This is a genomic window from Massilia timonae CCUG 45783, assembly GCF_000315425.1.
Classification (GTDB): domain Bacteria; phylum Pseudomonadota; class Gammaproteobacteria; order Burkholderiales; family Burkholderiaceae_D; genus Telluria; species Telluria timonae.
In genome coordinates, this window is the sequence record NZ_JH992925.1 from 1 (window position 1) to 15,529 (window position 15,529).

The 15,529-nt window shown below is 69.4% G+C and carries 15 protein-coding genes; 8 read left to right on the forward strand and 7 right to left on the reverse strand.

The genetic code is table 11. From position 1 onward, the window contains the following. Nucleotides 1-556: IS110 family transposase (locus HMPREF9710_RS20205; RefSeq protein WP_040777630.1), on the forward strand; the 556-nt coding region annotated here is incomplete at its 5' end. Between the two features lie 12 nt (nucleotides 557-568). On the opposite strand, the gene HMPREF9710_RS20210 is transcribed toward HMPREF9710_RS20205, so the two are convergent. Both HMPREF9710_RS20210 and HMPREF9710_RS20215 read right to left on the reverse strand, forming a co-directional pair. Then, a complete protein-coding gene (locus HMPREF9710_RS20210) occupies nucleotides 569-1,924 on the reverse strand; it encodes a DEAD/DEAH box helicase (RefSeq protein ID WP_005669478.1) in 1,356 nt (451 codons plus the stop codon). A 253-nt stretch (nucleotides 1,925-2,177) separates the two neighbouring features. Further along, a complete protein-coding gene (locus tag HMPREF9710_RS20215; protein WP_040777633.1) occupies nucleotides 2,178-2,957 on the reverse strand; it encodes an inositol monophosphatase family protein in 780 nt (259 codons plus the stop codon). A 182-nt stretch (nucleotides 2,958-3,139) separates the two neighbouring features. Between HMPREF9710_RS20215 and HMPREF9710_RS20220 the strand changes: the two genes are divergently transcribed. The 7 genes from HMPREF9710_RS20220 (at nucleotide 3,140) to HMPREF9710_RS20250 (ending at nucleotide 9,401) form a co-directional block, all read left to right on the forward strand. Next, nucleotides 3,140-3,901 (forward strand): RNA methyltransferase, encoded by a 762-nt coding sequence (locus tag HMPREF9710_RS20220; protein ID WP_005669481.1) that lies wholly within the window; start codon nucleotides 3,140-3,142, stop codon nucleotides 3,899-3,901. A gap of 47 nt (nucleotides 3,902-3,948) precedes the next feature. Then, nucleotides 3,949-4,482: a hypothetical protein gene (locus HMPREF9710_RS20225; RefSeq protein ID WP_005669482.1), complete on the forward strand. Its 534-nt coding sequence runs from the start codon at nucleotides 3,949-3,951 to the stop codon at nucleotides 4,480-4,482. Further along, nucleotides 4,479-6,098: a GMC family oxidoreductase gene (locus HMPREF9710_RS20230; RefSeq protein WP_005669484.1), complete on the forward strand. Its 1,620-nt coding sequence runs from the start codon at nucleotides 4,479-4,481 to the stop codon at nucleotides 6,096-6,098. Before HMPREF9710_RS20225 ends, HMPREF9710_RS20230 begins: the two co-directional genes overlap by 4 nt. Beyond that, nucleotides 6,095-7,069, forward strand: coding sequence for an esterase/lipase family protein (locus HMPREF9710_RS20235; protein WP_005669486.1), 975 nt, complete (start codon nucleotides 6,095-6,097; stop codon nucleotides 7,067-7,069). The genes HMPREF9710_RS20230 and HMPREF9710_RS20235 overlap by 4 nt, the downstream gene beginning before the upstream one ends. A 75-nt stretch (nucleotides 7,070-7,144) precedes the next feature. Then, a complete protein-coding gene (locus HMPREF9710_RS20240) occupies nucleotides 7,145-8,002 on the forward strand; it encodes a response regulator (protein WP_005669489.1) in 858 nt (285 codons plus the stop codon). A gap of 90 nt (nucleotides 8,003-8,092) precedes the next feature. Then, nucleotides 8,093-8,788 carry a TetR/AcrR family transcriptional regulator gene (locus tag HMPREF9710_RS20245; RefSeq protein WP_005669491.1) on the forward strand — a complete coding sequence of 232 codons (696 nt, stop codon included), beginning with the start codon at nucleotides 8,093-8,095 and terminating at the stop codon, nucleotides 8,786-8,788. Between the two features lie 10 nt (nucleotides 8,789-8,798). After that, complete coding sequence (locus HMPREF9710_RS20250) at nucleotides 8,799-9,401, forward strand: LOG family protein (protein ID WP_005669492.1); 603 nt, start codon at nucleotides 8,799-8,801, stop codon at nucleotides 9,399-9,401. Here HMPREF9710_RS20250 and HMPREF9710_RS20255 read toward each other — a convergent pair. The 5 genes from HMPREF9710_RS20255 to HMPREF9710_RS20275 form a co-directional block, all read right to left on the reverse strand. Beyond that, a complete protein-coding gene (locus HMPREF9710_RS20255; protein ID WP_157225683.1) occupies nucleotides 9,353-9,793 on the reverse strand; it encodes an ElyC/SanA/YdcF family protein in 441 nt (146 codons plus the stop codon). The genes HMPREF9710_RS20250 and HMPREF9710_RS20255 overlap by 49 nt on opposite strands. A 171-nt stretch (nucleotides 9,794-9,964) precedes the next feature. Further along, nucleotides 9,965-11,065 (reverse strand): diguanylate cyclase, encoded by a 1,101-nt coding sequence (locus HMPREF9710_RS20260; RefSeq protein WP_005669495.1) that lies wholly within the window; start codon nucleotides 11,063-11,065, stop codon nucleotides 9,965-9,967. After that, nucleotides 11,062-13,803 (reverse strand): bifunctional diguanylate cyclase/phosphodiesterase, encoded by a 2,742-nt coding sequence (locus tag HMPREF9710_RS20265; RefSeq protein WP_005669496.1) that lies wholly within the window; start codon nucleotides 13,801-13,803, stop codon nucleotides 11,062-11,064. The genes HMPREF9710_RS20260 and HMPREF9710_RS20265 overlap by 4 nt, the downstream gene beginning before the upstream one ends. A gap of 7 nt (nucleotides 13,804-13,810) precedes the next feature. Next, complete coding sequence (locus HMPREF9710_RS20270) at nucleotides 13,811-14,263, reverse strand: hypothetical protein (RefSeq protein WP_005669498.1); 453 nt, start codon at nucleotides 14,261-14,263, stop codon at nucleotides 13,811-13,813. Next, nucleotides 14,263-15,522 carry a hypothetical protein gene (locus HMPREF9710_RS20275; protein WP_005669499.1) on the reverse strand — a complete coding sequence of 420 codons (1,260 nt, stop codon included), beginning with the start codon at nucleotides 15,520-15,522 and terminating at the stop codon, nucleotides 14,263-14,265. Before HMPREF9710_RS20275 ends, HMPREF9710_RS20270 begins: the two co-directional genes overlap by 1 nt. Nucleotides 15,523-15,529: the final 7 nt, after the last annotated feature.

The window sequence follows — 15,529 nt, forward strand, 5'->3', positions numbered from 1 at the left end:
CATAGAAGCGCACATCGTGGCAGGCTTACAAGACGTTGCCGACAACGTCGCTGAGCACATCAAATGGCTTGATGCCGAGATTCGAAAGCTGCAGGATGATATCGACGATCACATTGATCGCCATCCAGGATTGAAGAACGATGCCGCACTCATCGCCAGTATCCCTGGGCTGGGGATGACGACGGTTGCCCGCATACTTGGCCATCTTGGCGACATTCGTCGCTTCAAAAACGCGAAAGCCTTCGCTGCCTTCCTGGGCGTCACACCCAAACAGCGAACCTCGGGCACGTCGCTCAAAGGCCGCACAATGCTCTGCAAAACCGGCAGCACATCGCTACGGGCAGCGCTTTTCATGCCCAGTATGGTCGCACGCCGACACAATCCAATCCTGCATCAATTCGCCGAACGCCTATTAGCGAACGGCATGGCCAAGCGAGCAGTGATCAGCGCTGTTACCCATAAGCTAGCGCATCTGATCTACGGCGTCGTTCGAACCGGCAAGCCATTTGACGCCAATTACCTTCACAAAAACCTTGCAATCCAAGACGGTATCTGACCCTCGGTGGGATTAGCGGTCGCGGCGGACGGCGGAGGCGGGGCGGGGGCCGCTGTGGCGCTTCGCGGCGGCGGCGGGGGCGCCGGTGCCGGAAGTGCGCGGTTTGCCGCCACCACTGCCGCCGCCACCACCACGGCCGCCGCCTGGACGGCCGCCGCGGTTCGCGTGGCCCGGGGCGCCGCTGCGCAGCTGGATCGGTTGCGGCTTGGCGTTCAGGTCGGGCTCGAAGCCGGGGATCACTGCGCGCGGCAGGGTCTGCTTGATCAGCTTCTCGATGTCCTTCAGCATCTGGTGCTCGTCCACGCAGACCAGCGACACCGCCTCGCCCGTCGCGCCCGCACGGCCGGTACGGCCGATACGGTGCACATAGTCTTCCGGCACGTTCGGCAGGTCATAGTTCACCACGTGCGGCAGCTGGTCGATGTCGATGCCGCGCGCCGCGATGTCGGTGGCCACCAGCACTTGCAGGCTGCCATCCTTGAATTCCGACAGCGCCTTGGTGCGCGCCGACTGGCTCTTGTTGCCGTGGATCGCCATCGCGCCGATGCCGTCCTTGCCCAACTGTTCCACCAGCTTGTTGGCGCCATGCTTGGTGCGCGTAAACACCAGCACCTGGTGCCAGTTGTTCGACTTGATCAGGTGCGCCAGCATCGGGTGCTTCTTGTCGCGGTCCACCGGGTGGATTTTCTGCGCGATCACTTCCACGGTCGAGTTGCGGCGTGCGACCTCGATCGATTGCGGATTGTTCAGCAGGCGGTCGGCCAGCGCCTTGATGTCGTCCGAGAAGGTGGCCGAGAACAGCAGGTTCTGGCGCTTCGGCGGCAGCAGGGCCAGCACCTTGCGAATGTCGTGGATGAAGCCCATGTCCAGCATGCGGTCGGCTTCGTCCAGAATCAGGATTTCGATCTTCGACAGGTCGACCGTGCCCTGGCCCGCGTGGTCCAGCAGGCGGCCCGGGGTGGCGACCAGGATGTCGACGCCGTGCTTGAGCAGCTTGATCTGCGGATTGATGCCGACGCCGCCGAAAATCACGGCCGAATTCAGGTTCGTGTACTTGCCGTACAGGCGCACGCTTTCCTCGACCTGGGCCGCGAGTTCGCGGGTCGGGGTCAGCACCAGGGCGCGGATGGCGCGCGGCGCGGTCTTGTTGCGCTGGGCGGCGCCCACCGCGTCGTTCGACAGGCGGTGCAGGATCGGCAGGGTGAAGCCGGCGGTCTTGCCGGTGCCGGTCTGTGCGCCGGCCAGCAGGTCGCCGCCGTTCAGGACGGCGGGAATGGCCTGGCTCTGGATCGGCGTCGGGGCGGTATAACCTTGTTCGGTCACCGCGCGCACGATCGCGTCAGAGAGACCAAGTGAAGAGAATGACATAGATTTTTTCAGTAAAAAACGGCCCGTCGCCACAGTGGCGGCAAGTCCTGGAAATCGGGTTGATGCGGGCGCGCAATCAAGCGCTCGCCCGGACGCTGCCGCGCAAGCGGTCAGCAAGGATTATAGTGAAATTAGTTTCACCATAGAAAGTTTTTACGCCATTACTATGTAATGTTTTGTAAGACGCCTGGAAAAGCAAACGGGCCACTGGCAAGCGCAGCCTGCCAGTGGCCCGACTAGTACGGCCGTTATTTTACGCGAAAGGCGAAAGCAGCGGGACCAGCGCGCCGAAAACCTTCGGGCCGGCGGCGATCACGTCGCCCTTGTTCAGGTATTCGGACTCGCCATTGAATTCGCCGACGATGCCGCCGGCCTCGGTCACCAGCAGGGCGCCGGCCGCGATATCCCAGACCTTGAGGCCTTTTTCGAAATAACCGTCGATGCGGCCGGCCGCGACGTTCGCCAGTTCCAGCGCCGCCGAACCGCCGCTGCGCACGCCGTGGCTGCGCGAGGCGACCACTTCGTACATGCGCAGGTATTCGGCCAGCGCGCGTGGGTCGGGACCGTGGCCGGCCGACAGCAGGGCGCGGCCGATGCGCTCGGTGCCGCGCACGCGGATGCGCTTGTCGTTCAGGTAGGCGCCGGCGCCCTTGGTCGCGGTGAACAGGTCGTTGCGGACCGGGTCGTAGACCAGGCCGTTGGTGATCACGCCGCGCTGCTTGAGCGCGATCGAGATGCAGTAGTTGGGATAGCCGTGCAGGAAGTTGGTGGTGCCATCGATCGGGTCGATGATCCACACGAATTCACTCTCGTCGTTCAGGTTGCCGGATGCGCCGCTTTCTTCCGCCAGGATGGCGTGGGTCGGATAGGCCTTGAGCAGGGTCTCGACGATCGCTTGTTCCGCCGCCTGGTCGACGTCGGTGACGAAATCGTTGTGTTGCTTCTCGGAGACGACGATGCGATCGATATCGAAGGACGCGCGGTTGATGACGGTGGCGGCGCGGCGGGCGGCCTTGATGGCCGTGTTGAGCATTGGGTGCATGGAGGCTTTTCCGTGAAAAACGCGAACGCCCACTCACGCACCTTAGGGCGTCGTGAACGATCAGCTATTGAAGAGTGATTAAAGAGCAGGGCAGTGCCGAAACGGCTACAATCGCGGGCTTGTTCCCGTTATCACAAAAAACCGTCCGCACTGCGCGATGGTCGCTATTGTAAATGAACCCGACCCAAACCGACACTTCTCTTTTCAATCGCCTTCGCTTCGTCCTGGTCGAGACCAGCCGCGCCGGCAACGTCGGCTCGGTGGCGCGCGCCATGAAGACGATGGGGTTCAGCGACCTGGTGCTGGTCGCCCCCAAGTGCGAGAACCCGCTGACCGACCCGGAAGCGGTGGCCTTCGCCAGCGGCGCCATCGACGTCCTGGGCCGGGCGCGCATCGTCGCCGACGTCCAGCAGGCGCTGGACGGCTGCAACTTCGCCGCCGCCGTCTCGGCCCGCCTGCGTGAATTCTCGCCGCCGGTCTGGGCCCCGCGCGCCTTCGCCGCCCACGCGGGCAGCCAGCCGGACCTGCGCCCGGCCATCGTGTTCGGCAACGAGCGGGTCGGCCTGCCGAACGGGATCGTCGAAGGCTGCAACGTCCTGATCAACATCCCGGCCAATCCCGATTACTCGTCGCTCAACCTGTCGCAGGCCGCCCAGGTGCTGGCCTATGAAGCGCGGCTGGCCGCGGTGGGCGACGGCGTCGAGGCGCGCGGCGTGGGCTTTCATGGCGAGAGCGCCAGCGTCACGCAGGTGGACGGCATGTACGCGCACCTGGAACAGGCCCTGGTGGCGATCGACTTCCTCGACGCCGACAACCCGAAGAAACTGATGCCGCGCCTGAAGCGCCTGTTCGCGCGCACCGGACTCGAGACCGAAGAAGTCAACATCCTGCGCGGCATCGCCAGCGCGATCCTGAAGGCCAGGCCGCCTCGCTGAGCCGTATCGTCCCGGTCCCCGTCCGGCGCATGTCGTACACTAGGGCCATGGCGAATCTCCCCCGCACCTCTCGCAGGACCTTCCTGGCCGTGGGTGGCCTGGCCGCGCTGGCGCTGGGCGCCGGCGGCGCCTGGTACCGCGCCACGCACACACCGGCAGCGCACCGCTTCGCCCTCGACGGCGAGGCGCGCGCCGCGCTGCACGCGATCGCGCCGGCCATCCTCGACGGCGCGCTGGCCCACGATCCTGGCCGCCGCGCGCAGCAGCTGAAGAGCGCCATCGACGCCGTCGAAGCCGCCATCCGCGGCCTGCCGCAAGCCACGCAAGAAGAAGTGCAGGATTTGTTCGGCTTGCTGGCCCTGCGCCCGGCGCGGCGCCTGCTCACCGGCGTGCCGACCGGCTGGGAGAGCGCCGACATCGGCCACGTCAGCGCCTTCCTGCAAGACTGGCGCGTGCACCGCCTTGGCATGATGCGCAGCGCCTACGGCGCGCTGCACGACCTGGTGCTGGGCGCCTGGTACGCCCAGCCGGCCAGCTGGGACGCCATCGGCTATCCCGGTCCGCCAGGGGTGCCGGCATGACGGCGCGCATTCCCGACCCGATCGAGGCTGGCGTCAAGCGCGGCTGGCGCACGCTCGACGCCTCGACGCTCGAGCACGACCGCACGCTGGAAGCCGACGTGGTCATCGTCGGCAGCGGCGCCGGCGGCGCCATCAGCGCCGAGATCCTGGCCAGATCGGGCCTGTCGGTGATCGTGCTGGAAGAGGGCCCCCTCAAATCCTCGCGCGATTTCCGGATGCGCGAGGCCGACGCCTATCCCGACCTGTACCAGGAATCGGCCGCGCGCAAGACGGCCGACAAGGCCATCAACATCCTGCAGGGCCGCGCCGTCGGCGGCTCGACCACGGTCAACTGGACCTCGAGCTTTCGCACGCCCGAACCGACCCTGGCCTGGTGGCGCCGCCACTACGCCCTTGACCAGGCCACGCCGGACGAACTGGCGCCATGGTTCGCCATGGCCGAGCGCCGCACCGGCGTGGTCGACTGGCTGGTCGGTCCGAACGAGAACAACGACATCCTGCGCCGCGGCGCGGCAAAGCTCGGGATTGCGAGCGCCGCCATCCGTCGCAACGTGCAGGGCTGCTGGAACCTGGGCTACTGCGGCATGGGTTGTCCGACCAATGCCAAGCAGTCGATGCTGGTCACCAGCATCCCGGCGGCGCTCGACCACGGCGCCACCCTGGTCACGCGCGCCCGCGCCGAGCGCCTGCGGCTGCGCGGCGAGCGGGCCGAGGAACTGGTTTGCGCCGCCCTCGGCGCGGACGGCGTGCTGCCGAACGGGCGCCAGCTGCGCCTGCGCGCGCGCCACTTCGTGGTCGCGGGCGGCGCCATCAACACCCCGGCGCTGCTGCTGCGCTCGCAGGCGCCCGATCCCAGCGGCCAGCTGGGCAAGCGCACCTTCCTGCACCCGACCTTGATCTCGGCCGCTTTCCACGAGAAGCGGGTCGAGGGCTGGGCCGGGGCGCCGCAGAGCGTGTACTCCGACCACTTCCTGTCGCAGGGCCCGATCGACGGCCCGATCGGCTACAAGCTCGAGACGCCGCCGTTGCACCCGCTGCTGGTGGCCACCATGATGAGCGGTTTCGGCGAGCAGCACGCGGCGGCGATGCGCGACTTCGCCCACCTGGGAGGCATGCTGGCGCTGCTGCGCGACGGCTTCCATGACGAGTCGCCGGGCGGCGTGGTGCGCCTGCGCGCAGACGGCAGCGGCGAGCTCGATTACGGCCTGAACGACTACCTGTGGGATGGCGCGCGCCGCGCGCTGCTGTCGATGGCCGAGATCCAGTTCGCGGCCGGCGCCCGCGCCGTGCAGCCGGCGCACGAGAAGGCCCAGCGCTACCGTTCCTGGGCCGAGGCGCGGCGCGAGATCGCGGCCCTGCCGCAGCGCGCCCACGTCACGCGCGTGGTCTCGGCCCATGCGATGGGCGGCTGCGCCATGAGCGGCGACGAGCGCCGCGGCGCGGTCGATCCCGCCGGCCGTTACCGTGGATTGACGAACGTGTCGGTGCACGACGGCTCGCTGTTCCCGACCTCGCTCGGCGCCAATCCGCAACTGACCATCTACGCCATCACGGCGCGCCTGGCGAGCGGCCTGGCGGCCAGCCTGACGGGCCGCCCGGCGGCGGCGCTGGCATGAGCTCGCGCACCCTGCTGCGGCTGATCCTGCTGGCGCAGGCGCTGGCGGCGCTCGCCATCTGCGCGGCCGGCATGCGTTGGCTCGGGCTTGGCGGCTGGCAGGCCGCCGCGCTGGGGCTGGGCAGCGTGGCGCTGGTGCGCCTGCTGATCAATGCCAACAACTTCCTGCTGGCGGCGCGCGCCGCCAGCCCGACGCCGCCCGCGTTCAGGGTCGCGCCGGGCGCCGCCTTGCGCATGTTTTGGGAAGAGTTCAGCACCAGCATGCTGATGACCTCCTGGCACATGCCGCGCGCGCGGGCGTACACCCGCATCCATCCCGGCGGGGCGGCGCCGCCGGTGCTGCTGGTGCACGGCTACGGCTGCAACAGCGGCTACTGGGACCATCTGACGCCGCTGCTGGTTGCGGCGCGCATCAGCCACGCCACGCTCGACCTGGAGCCGCTGACCGGCGACATCGACGGCTATGCCGCGCGCATCGAGGAAGCGGCGCAGCAGCTGTGCGCGCAAGCCGGCGCGAGGCAACTGGTCGTGGTCGCGCACAGCATGGGCGGGCTGGCGGCGCGCGCCTGGATGCGCACCCATGGCGCGCAGCAGGTGGCGCGCCTGGTCACGCTCGGCACGCCGCACCACGGCACCTGCCTGGCCGCCTTTGGGCTGGGCATCAATGCGGGCCAGATGCGGCGCATGGGCGTGGCCGGGCCCGAATGCGCGTGGCTCGCCGCGCTTGCGGCTGGCGAAGCGCCCGAGGTGCGCGCGCGGATCGTCTCGATCTACAGCCACCACGACAACATCATCGCGCCGCAGACCTCGAGCGAACTGCCGGGCGCGCGCAACCTGGCGCTGGGTGGCGTGGGCCACGTGGCGCTCGGCCGCAACCCGCGCGTGCTGGCCATGGTCATGCGCGAAATCGAGGCCTTGCGTAGCGACCGTGTGGCGCCTGCCGCGACGCACCATCGGCATGGCATCCCTTAGCTGGCTCACGACTGGCTCACGGCGCCGCCGCCGCGTGGTAAAGTGGTCACAACATCGCATTCCCGGAGCGCCATCGTGGCCCGTATCCTCATCATCGAAGACAACCCAGCGAATATCGAGCTGATGTCGTTCCTGCTCGGCGCCTATGGACACACGCCGCTTTCCGCCGCCGACGGCCCGCGTGGCGTGGCCGCCGCGCGCAGCGAGCGCCCCGACCTGATCGCCTGCGATGTCAACCTGCCCGGCATGGATGGCTTCGCGGTGCTGGCCGCGCTCAAGACCGAGCCTTCGCTTGCCGGCGTGCCGATCCTGGCCGTGACCGCGCTGGCGATGGCGGGCGACCGCGAAAAGGTGCTGGCCGCCGGCTTCGACGGCTACGTCAGCAAGCCGATCGAACCGGAGAGCTTCGTCGCCGAGCTCGAAGCCTTCCTGGCTGCCGCGCCGGCCGCCGCGAGCGCGCCCGCAGTGCAGCCCGCAGTGCAGCCCGCAGTGCAGCCCGCGGCGGCGGCCCAGTCCGCGCCCGCGCCCAAGCCCGGCGCCGCGCCGGCGGAGCGCACGCTGCTGCTGGTCGACGACGACCGCTTCATGCTGGGCGTGCTGAACGACATGCTGGCCGGCCAGCCCTACCGCGTGCTGAGCGCCTGTTCGGGCGAAGAAGCGCTCGAGGTGCTCGACCACGAAGCGGTCGAGGTGATCCTGTGCGACCAGGCCATGCCCGGCATGCGCGGCACCGAAGTGCTGGCGCGCGCCGCCGAGCGTTATCCCAAGACCGTGCGCCTGATGCTGTCCGGCCAGCCCGACCTCACCGAGATCGAGGCGGCGATCGCGAGCGGCGTGGCCGACGACCACTACGTCAAGCCGCTGGGCGCGCGCACCCTGCGCGAACGGATCGACGAGGCCTTCCGCCTGCAGAGCCAGCGCGGCGCCGCCTGAACGGGGCGGGGCGATCGGGCCGATCGAAAGATTCATCGAACGACCGTTCGATGTTATCCTTGCGGGAATGCACTATTAACTTCGGCCTACATGCAACAAAAAGCCCCGCGCCGCACCCGTGAACGCATCCTCGAGCTCTCGCTCAAGCTGTTCAACGAGTTCGGCGAGCCCAATATCACGACGACCGTCATTGCCGAGGAGATGAATATCTCGCCCGGCAATCTGTATTACCATTTCCGCAACAAGGACGACATCGTCAATTCGATCTTCGTCCAGTTCGAAGCGGAGATCGAGCGCGTGCTCGCGGTGCCGGCCGGGCGTCGCTCGAACATGGAAGACGTGTGGCTGTACCTGCACCATATGTTCAAGCTGATCTGGCGCTACCGCTTCTTCTACCGCGACCTGAACGACCTGCTGTCGCGCAACCGCAAGCTCGAACTGCACTTCAAGGCCATCCACGCCCACAAGATCAAGGTCGCGCGCCAGCTGTGCGAAGACCTGCGCAGCGAAGGCTCGCTCGAGGCGTCCGACCAGCAGATCGGCGCGATGGCGACCAATATGGTGGTGGTGGCGACCTACTGGCTGTCGTTCGAGTACGTGCGCAATCCGCGCAAGTACAGCGAGCAGCAGGCCATCGCCGACGCGCTGGCGCGCGGCTGCTACCAGGTGCTGTCGATGGTCGGCCCCTACCTGCGCGGCGAGACCCGGGTGCTGTTCGAGAAGCTGTCCGACGATTATCTTCAAAAACTGTCGGCCGACGCCAAGCCGGGCGCCGACTTCTTCTGAGGCTGACACGATGAAAACCCTGGCCGTGTATTGCGGCGCCGCGCATGGCGCCAACCCATTCTACGCCGACGCCGCGCGCGCCCTCGCGCGCGCCATGGTCGAGCACAATATCGCACTGGTCTACGGCGGCGGCAAGGTCGGCCTGATGGGCGTGATCGCCGACGAAGTGCTGCGCCTGGGCGGAGAAGCCACCGGCGTGATCCCGCGCGCGCTGGTCGAGCGCGAGGTCGGCCACGCCGGCCTGACCCGCCTGTTCGTGGTCAAGGACATGCACGAGCGCAAGACGATGATGTCGGGCCTGTCGGAAGGCTTCATCGCCATGCCGGGCGGGATGGGCACCCTGGAAGAGCTGTTCGAGATGGTGACCTGGGCCCAGCTGGGCATCCATGCCAAGCCGATCGGCCTGCTGAACGTGAACGGCTTCTACGACGGCCTGCGCGCCTTCGTGCGCCACCAGGTGCAGGAAGGCTTCGTGCGGCCCGAGCACGAAGGCCTGATGGTGGCCGAGAGCGATCCCGATGAGCTGATCCGGCGCCTGCGCGCGGCGGCGCCGGCGCCGGCCGTTCAGGCCGCGGTCGAGGCCGACGCCGAGGCCAGGGGATTGCGCGGGTAAGCGCCGTAGCCGGCCAGCTCGCTCAGGAAGCCGCGCTCGAGATAGCCGGGAATCTTGTCGTACTCGGCCAGCACGCGGGCGCGGAACTCGGCGTGTTCATGCCAGCGCTCTGCCTCGATGCCGAAATGATTGACCGGGCAGCCCGACAGCGCCAGGCCCGGCCAGTGGCGCTCGAGCGTCATCAGGTAGCGCCGCATGGCGCAAGCCTTGCCGATCGCCAGCACGCTGCGCACGCTCGCCAGGTCCAGCTGCGCAGCCAGCGCGGCGCGGCCGAGCACCACGTTCTCTCCCGTATTGGTGGCCGCCGTTTCCAGCACCAGGGCCGACCGTGGCATCCCCAGTTCGACCAGGCGCGCGACACCAGCAGCACGCGGAACATGCCGCGCTCCCACAGGTCGTGGGCGGCGAGGCAGAATTCTTCCACGCCGTGGCGAGTGCCGAACAGCAGGCCGACGTCGCAGGCGCGCAGCGGCAGCTCGGGCATGACGTAGGCGGCGATGGCGGACAGGTCGGGGTGCATGCCCCGATTCTACCCCGACTTCAGCCCGTCCTTTGCGCGCAATTCAGGCCACCTCGATCCGGTCGCGTCCCGCGGCCTTGGCCCGGTACAGCGCCTTGTCGGCGCGGCTGATCGCGTCGGTGAACGGTTCGCCGGTGCGCCGTTCGGCCAGGCCCGCCGAAAAACTGATGCGGCGCTGCGGATCGAGTCCCTCGACCCGCAGCGCGTGCACGTGGTCGGCCATGCGCTCGAGCACCTGGCGCGCGTCGTGCGGCGCGGCGTCCGGCAACAGCAGCAGGAATTCCTCGCCGCCCCAGCGCGCCAGCGTGTCGTTCGCGCGCAAGGCGCCGCGCGCGGCGCCGGCGAACTCGCGCAGCACGGCGTCGCCCAGCGCGTGGCCGTGGCGGTCGTTGACCTGCTTGAAGAAATCGATGTCGAGCAGGGCCACGCAGCTGCGCGCGCCGGGCGGCTGGCGCCGTTCCTCGGCGCTCAGGAGTTCGTTCATGTGGCGGCGGTTGGCCAGGGCCGTCAGTTCGTCGATCGTGGCCAGGGTGCGGATGGTCTCCAGGGCTTTTTCGAGTTCCTGCTTCTTGCGCTTCATGCGCCGGCGCAGCTTGGTCATTTCGCTCGACAGCAGGGCGGTGGACAGCAGGGCCGCCGCCATGTAGCCGAAGTTCATGGCCTCGACCTCGGGCGGGTGGCGCAGCGGGTCGGCGGCCTGCAGCCACCACATGACGGCGCCCATGCCGGCCAGCGCGACGGCCGACAGGAACATGGTCTGGCGCGGGCGCAGGGCGATGGCGCAGAAGGCGACGATCACCACCGTCATGCACAGCAGGGCGGCGCGCATCGGCCCGGCGATCGCATACGAGGCCATGCCGCAGCCGATCGCGAACAGCGACTGCAGCATCGCCAGCACCCCGGGCGCCAGGCGCAGCGCCGCGCTGAAGCGGATCAGCGCATAGAAGACCAGCGTGCCGCCGGCGGCGGCGATGGCCAGCGCCAGGGCCGGCGCCTGCGGCGTGTGGCCGGCCGCCACCTGGCAGGCCAGCAGCAGGATCCCGGCCAGGTACAGCAGGCTGGTGGCGATCCAGTAATTGAGCATGCGCCGCAGCGTGGGCTCGGCGCCGAGCAGGACGCTGGTGGTGTCGCGCACCGGCTTCATGCCGCGCCCCCGTGGCTGTCGGCCAGCAGGCGCGCCAGCGCCTGGGCGGGCAGCGGGCGGCTGAACAGATAGCCCTGCATCTCGTCGCAGTCGTTGGCGCGCAGGAAGTCGCGCTGCTGCTCGGTCTCGACGCCCTCGGCGATCACGCGCAGGTTCAGTTTATGGCCGAGCGAGATCACGGCCAGCGCGATCGCCTGGTCGTCGGCGCGCTCGGCCAGGTCGGCCACGAACGACTTGTCGATCTTGAGGCGGCTGATCGGGAACGATTTCAGCGCCGACAGGCTCGAGTAGCCGGTGCCGAAATCGTCGATCGAGAGCGACACGCCCATGGCCTTCAGCTCGCGCATCTTGTCCACCGAGCGGCCCAGGTCGCGCATGATCAGGCTTTCGGTCACCTCGACCTCGAGGCCTTCGGGCGGCAGGCCGCTCGCGCGCAACGCGTCGGCGACGCGCTCGACCAGGCGCTTGTCCTCGAACTGACGCGCCGAGACGTTGACCGACATGCTGACCGGCGGCAGGCCGGCGGCGCGCCAGGCGACGCTCTGGGCGCAGGCGGTGCGCAGCACCCATTCGCCGATCGGGACGATCAGGCCGCTCTCTTCGGCCAGGCCGATGAAGCGCTCGGGCGAGACCTGGCCCTGTTCCGGATGGCGCCAGCGGATCAGCGCCTCGACGCCGAACAGGCGCCCCGTGCGCAGGTCGACCTTGGGCTGGTACAGCAGCTCGAACTGGCAGGGGCCGGCGTGATCGGCGGCGCAGGTGTCGAGCGCGTCGCGCAAGCCTTCCAGCAGCACCAGCTTCTCGTCGATGCTGGCGTTCATCTCGCTGGCGTAGAACTGGACGTTGTCGTTGCCCAGCTCCTTGGCGCGGTACATGGCGACGTCGGCGTGCATCATGAGGGCGTTGGCGTCGACGCCGTCGCGCGGATAGAAGGTCACGCCGATGCTGCAGCTGACCTGCACTTCCTGGCCCTCGACCAGCACCGGCTCGGTGACCGCCTGGCGCACCCGCTCCAGCAGCGGCGCGATGGACGCCGGCTCGCCCGCCAGGGCCGGCAGCAGGATCACGAACTCGTCGCCGCCGAAGCGCGCCAGCGTGTCGCCCGCGCCCAGGCAGCGCGCCATGCGCGCGCCGACCACCTTCAGCAGGGCGTCGCCGGCGTTGTGGCCGAGGGCGTCGTTGACCAGCTTGAAGCCGTCGAGGTCGATGAAGGCCAGGCCCACCGCGCCGCCGTCGCTGGCGGCGCCGCCGTCGCTGGCGGCGGCGCCGATCGCCTGGTCCAGGCGCTCGCGCAGCAGGCTGCGGTTGGGCAGGCCGGTCAGGTCGTCATGGTGGGCCAGGTGGCGGATGCGTCCCTCGGCCAGCTTGCGTTCGGTGATGTCGCGCACGATTACCACCACGCCGCCCTCGACCGCGACCGCCTGGCGGTACAGCCAGCGCTCTCCTTGCGGCAGCGCGCGCGCCAGCCATTCGGTTTCGTGCGTGACGCCGCTCAGCGCCACCGCGGCCAGGTCGACGAAGATGCCGGCGCTGAAGGCCCCGGGCAGCATCACCGACATGCGCTGGCCGGCGAGTTGCTCCTTGCCGAGGCCGGTAAGCTGCTCGGCGCGGCTGTTGGTGGTGACGATGGTGAAGTCGGCCACGCGTCCGCGCGGATCCATGATGCTGCGCAGGACGAAGAAGGCGTCCGGGCTGGCCTCGGACGCGGCGGCATAGGTTTCGTGGGCCTGACGCTCGCGCCGGCGCGCCTTGGCCAGCTGCCAGGACCAGGCGCTGACCAGGATCACCACGGCCACCAGCAGGGCGCTGCCGGCGCCGGCGCCCAGCAGCCAGGCGCGCCGCTGCTGGCGAAAGCGCGCCATCTGTTCGCTTTCCGACAGGCCGGCCACCGCCAGAAGCGGGAAGCCGCCCAGCGGCCGGCTGGTGGTGTAGCGCGTCTCGCCATCGATGCGGCAGGCGCGCAGGCCGACCATGTCGGTGGGGCCGGGCGTGTAGGACTGGCCCCAGGAGACCTGTTCGCCGACGCGCAGCGCGCGCACCACGCCGTCGTTGCCGACCAGGCCGAGCAGGCCGCGTTCGCCCTGGCGCGAGCGTTCGTACGAGCTGGTGAAATAGGCCGGGTCGACCGCGACCACGGCCACGCCGGCGAAGCGGCCGGCGGCGTCGTCGATGCGGCGCGTGAAATGCAGGTGTGGCTCGGCGGCGCCGGGATGGGTGATGGCCTGGCTCACATAGGCCTGGTCGTGCCGGCTGTGGCGGTGGAACTCGAAGTAGCTGGCGCCGGCCAGGTCGCGCGGGCCGACGTCCGGATTGCTGGCCACCACGCGCCCGTGGCTGTCGGAGATCTCGACCTGGAACACCAGGCCGGGCGGCAGCAGGCCCTTGGCCGCCAGCGCCGGCAGCGCGCCGGCCGGGCCGTTCTGCTCGACCGCGTATTTCAGCACGCGCAGGGTCTGGTCGATGTTGCTCAGGCTGCGCGCCATCTGCGCCTCGTAGGTGTCGAGCAGCTCGTGGGTGGCGTCGCGCGCGGCGGCGGCGGCGGCGCGGCGCTCGGCCTCGATCACGTGCAGGGTGCCGAACCACATGGCGCCGAGCAGGCACAGGGCGAACAGCGGCAGCGAGATGTGGGTCTCGAGCGCGAGGGCGAGCCAGCGCGCGGGCGCGCCGCGCCGCGCCTGCGCGCGGGGAGCGGCAGATGCAGCCGGCGCGGCCGGCGTGGTGGAGGCGAGCGTGTTCATCGCGACCTCACGGCAGCACCAGCACGGCGCGCACCGAGGCGTCGAGCGCATCGCGCCCGATATAGCCGATCATTGCCGGATTCTCGGCCACCAGGCGGCGCACGCCGGCGTCGCCGCTGGCTTCGCGCGGCGGCTGGCCGCGGCCGGTGAACACCATCTTCGACCAGTGCGCCTTGAGCAGGGCCGGCGTCTTGCCGGTGAGTTCACGGTAGAAGCTGTCGCGCTGCGACGCGCCGAGCTGCTGGTCGACGGCGACCGCCTGGGTGCCGTCCGGGAAGCGGCTGGCATGGCCGAGGAAGATCGCGGCCACCTGGTCGGCATTGATGGCCGCCACCTGGCTGCGGCTGGAGACCACCACCACCAGTTCGGCCGACGCGTTGGCGCAGGCCAGGCCGAGGACGAGGCCGAGGGTGGCGGGCAGGCGCCGCCAGGATGGCAGGGAGCGGGAAAGCGCGCGCATCAGAACACGAAGTCCATGGCCACGCTGCCGACGTGCAGCGCACGGTCGGGACGCAGGTCGGGCTGGTTGTTGATCAGGGTGCCGCGCGAGCCTTCGCGCGGACGCACCCGCTCGAGCTGCAGCTTGAGCGCGATATTGGTCGCCGCATCCCAGCGCAGTCCCGCGCTCCAGGTGGACTGCACCGGGATCGCCGCCAGGAAGCCGTTCAGGCCGGCGTTGATCCGGCCAGCCGCCGCGGCCAGCGGCGGCGCCAAGCCTTCCAGCGGCAGTCCGGGATCGCGGGTCGGGACGTCGGCGCGCACCTGGGCGTAGCCGGCATACGGCGTCAGCGCGCCGCGGCGCAGGCCCGCGCCGACATACATCGAGGTGCCGCCGCCCAGCAGCGAATCGGTGCGGGTGCGCCCGCACTCGGCCGTCACGAACCACGCGCCCGGATCGACACTGACGCCGATGCTGACCATGGAGACGCGCTTGTTCCTGATCTCGTAGCGGTCGGCCAGCGCTTCGCCGGCCGGCCCGAAGCCCCGCAGCACCGCGAACAGGTCTTCTCCGATGGCGGTGTTCAGGCGCCCGCTGGCGGCCGACAGGCGCGCGCTGAGGGCGCCGCGTTCGATGCTGTGCGACAGGCCGACGATGTCCTCGGCCTTGATGCGCAGCCCGTTGCGCAGGTCCTGGTTGGTGCGGCCGGCGAATACCTGGGTGGCGTGCAGCACCGGGCCCGTGCTCCAGCGCCAGGTGGCGTCGAGGCCGTCGCTGCTGGAAATCGGCAGGGAACCGTAGACTTCGACCGGGGTGCGCACCCAGGGGATCGTGTAGCCGACCTTGCGCGATTCGGCGCCGAGGAAGACGGGCAGGGCGATGCGGCCGGCGCGCACTGCCAGGTCGGGCGTGAGCTGGTATTTCACATTCGCCCATTCGAGCTGGGGCGTATAGCTGCCGTCCAGCCGCTGCTCGCTGATCACCTGCAGCACGCCCGACCAGGCGCCAAGATTGACGTCGAGCTGGGCGCCGAGGCGGCTGTCGACGTCGGGACTCCAGGCCCGCGTATGGCCGGCGCCGTGGGCGCGCAGCACCGAGGCGGTGAAGTCGGCGCTGCGCGAGCTCGAATACACCGCGCCCAGCGTGCCGAAGCCGGACAGCCTCCATACGGGCGCGGCCGGCTCGCCCGGCGCGTCGGCGCCGCTGGCGTGGGAGGACAGGATGGCGAGCGCGCACGTTGCGAACGCGGCGGACAGGCGCTTGGTATGTTGCTGAACCATGTGATTG

What these genes read in the sequence shown, in the direction of transcription:
- HMPREF9710_RS20210 (WP_005669478.1), bottom strand. Translation starts at nt 1,924, where the DNA reads ATGTCATTCTCTTCACTTGGTCTCTCTGACGCGATCGTGCGCGCGGTG.
- HMPREF9710_RS20215 (WP_040777633.1), bottom strand. Translation starts at nt 2,957, where the DNA reads ATGCTCAACACGGCCATCAAGGCCGCCCGCCGCGCCGCCACCGTCATC.
- HMPREF9710_RS20220 (WP_005669481.1), top strand. Translation starts at nt 3,140, where the DNA reads ATGAACCCGACCCAAACCGACACTTCTCTTTTCAATCGCCTTCGCTTC.
- HMPREF9710_RS20225 (WP_005669482.1), top strand. Translation starts at nt 3,949, where the DNA reads ATGGCGAATCTCCCCCGCACCTCTCGCAGGACCTTCCTGGCCGTGGGT.
- HMPREF9710_RS20230 (WP_005669484.1), top strand. Translation starts at nt 4,479, where the DNA reads ATGACGGCGCGCATTCCCGACCCGATCGAGGCTGGCGTCAAGCGCGGC.
- HMPREF9710_RS20235 (WP_005669486.1), top strand. Translation starts at nt 6,095, where the DNA reads ATGAGCTCGCGCACCCTGCTGCGGCTGATCCTGCTGGCGCAGGCGCTG.
- HMPREF9710_RS20245 (WP_005669491.1), top strand. Translation starts at nt 8,093, where the DNA reads ATGCAACAAAAAGCCCCGCGCCGCACCCGTGAACGCATCCTCGAGCTC.
- HMPREF9710_RS20250 (WP_005669492.1), top strand. Translation starts at nt 8,799, where the DNA reads ATGAAAACCCTGGCCGTGTATTGCGGCGCCGCGCATGGCGCCAACCCA.
- HMPREF9710_RS20260 (WP_005669495.1), bottom strand. Translation starts at nt 11,065, where the DNA reads ATGAAGCCGGTGCGCGACACCACCAGCGTCCTGCTCGGCGCCGAGCCC.
- HMPREF9710_RS20265 (WP_005669496.1), bottom strand. Translation starts at nt 13,803, where the DNA reads ATGAACACGCTCGCCTCCACCACGCCGGCCGCGCCGGCTGCATCTGCC.
- HMPREF9710_RS20270 (WP_005669498.1), bottom strand. Translation starts at nt 14,263, where the DNA reads ATGCGCGCGCTTTCCCGCTCCCTGCCATCCTGGCGGCGCCTGCCCGCC.
- HMPREF9710_RS20275 (WP_005669499.1), bottom strand. Translation starts at nt 15,522, where the DNA reads ATGGTTCAGCAACATACCAAGCGCCTGTCCGCCGCGTTCGCAACGTGC.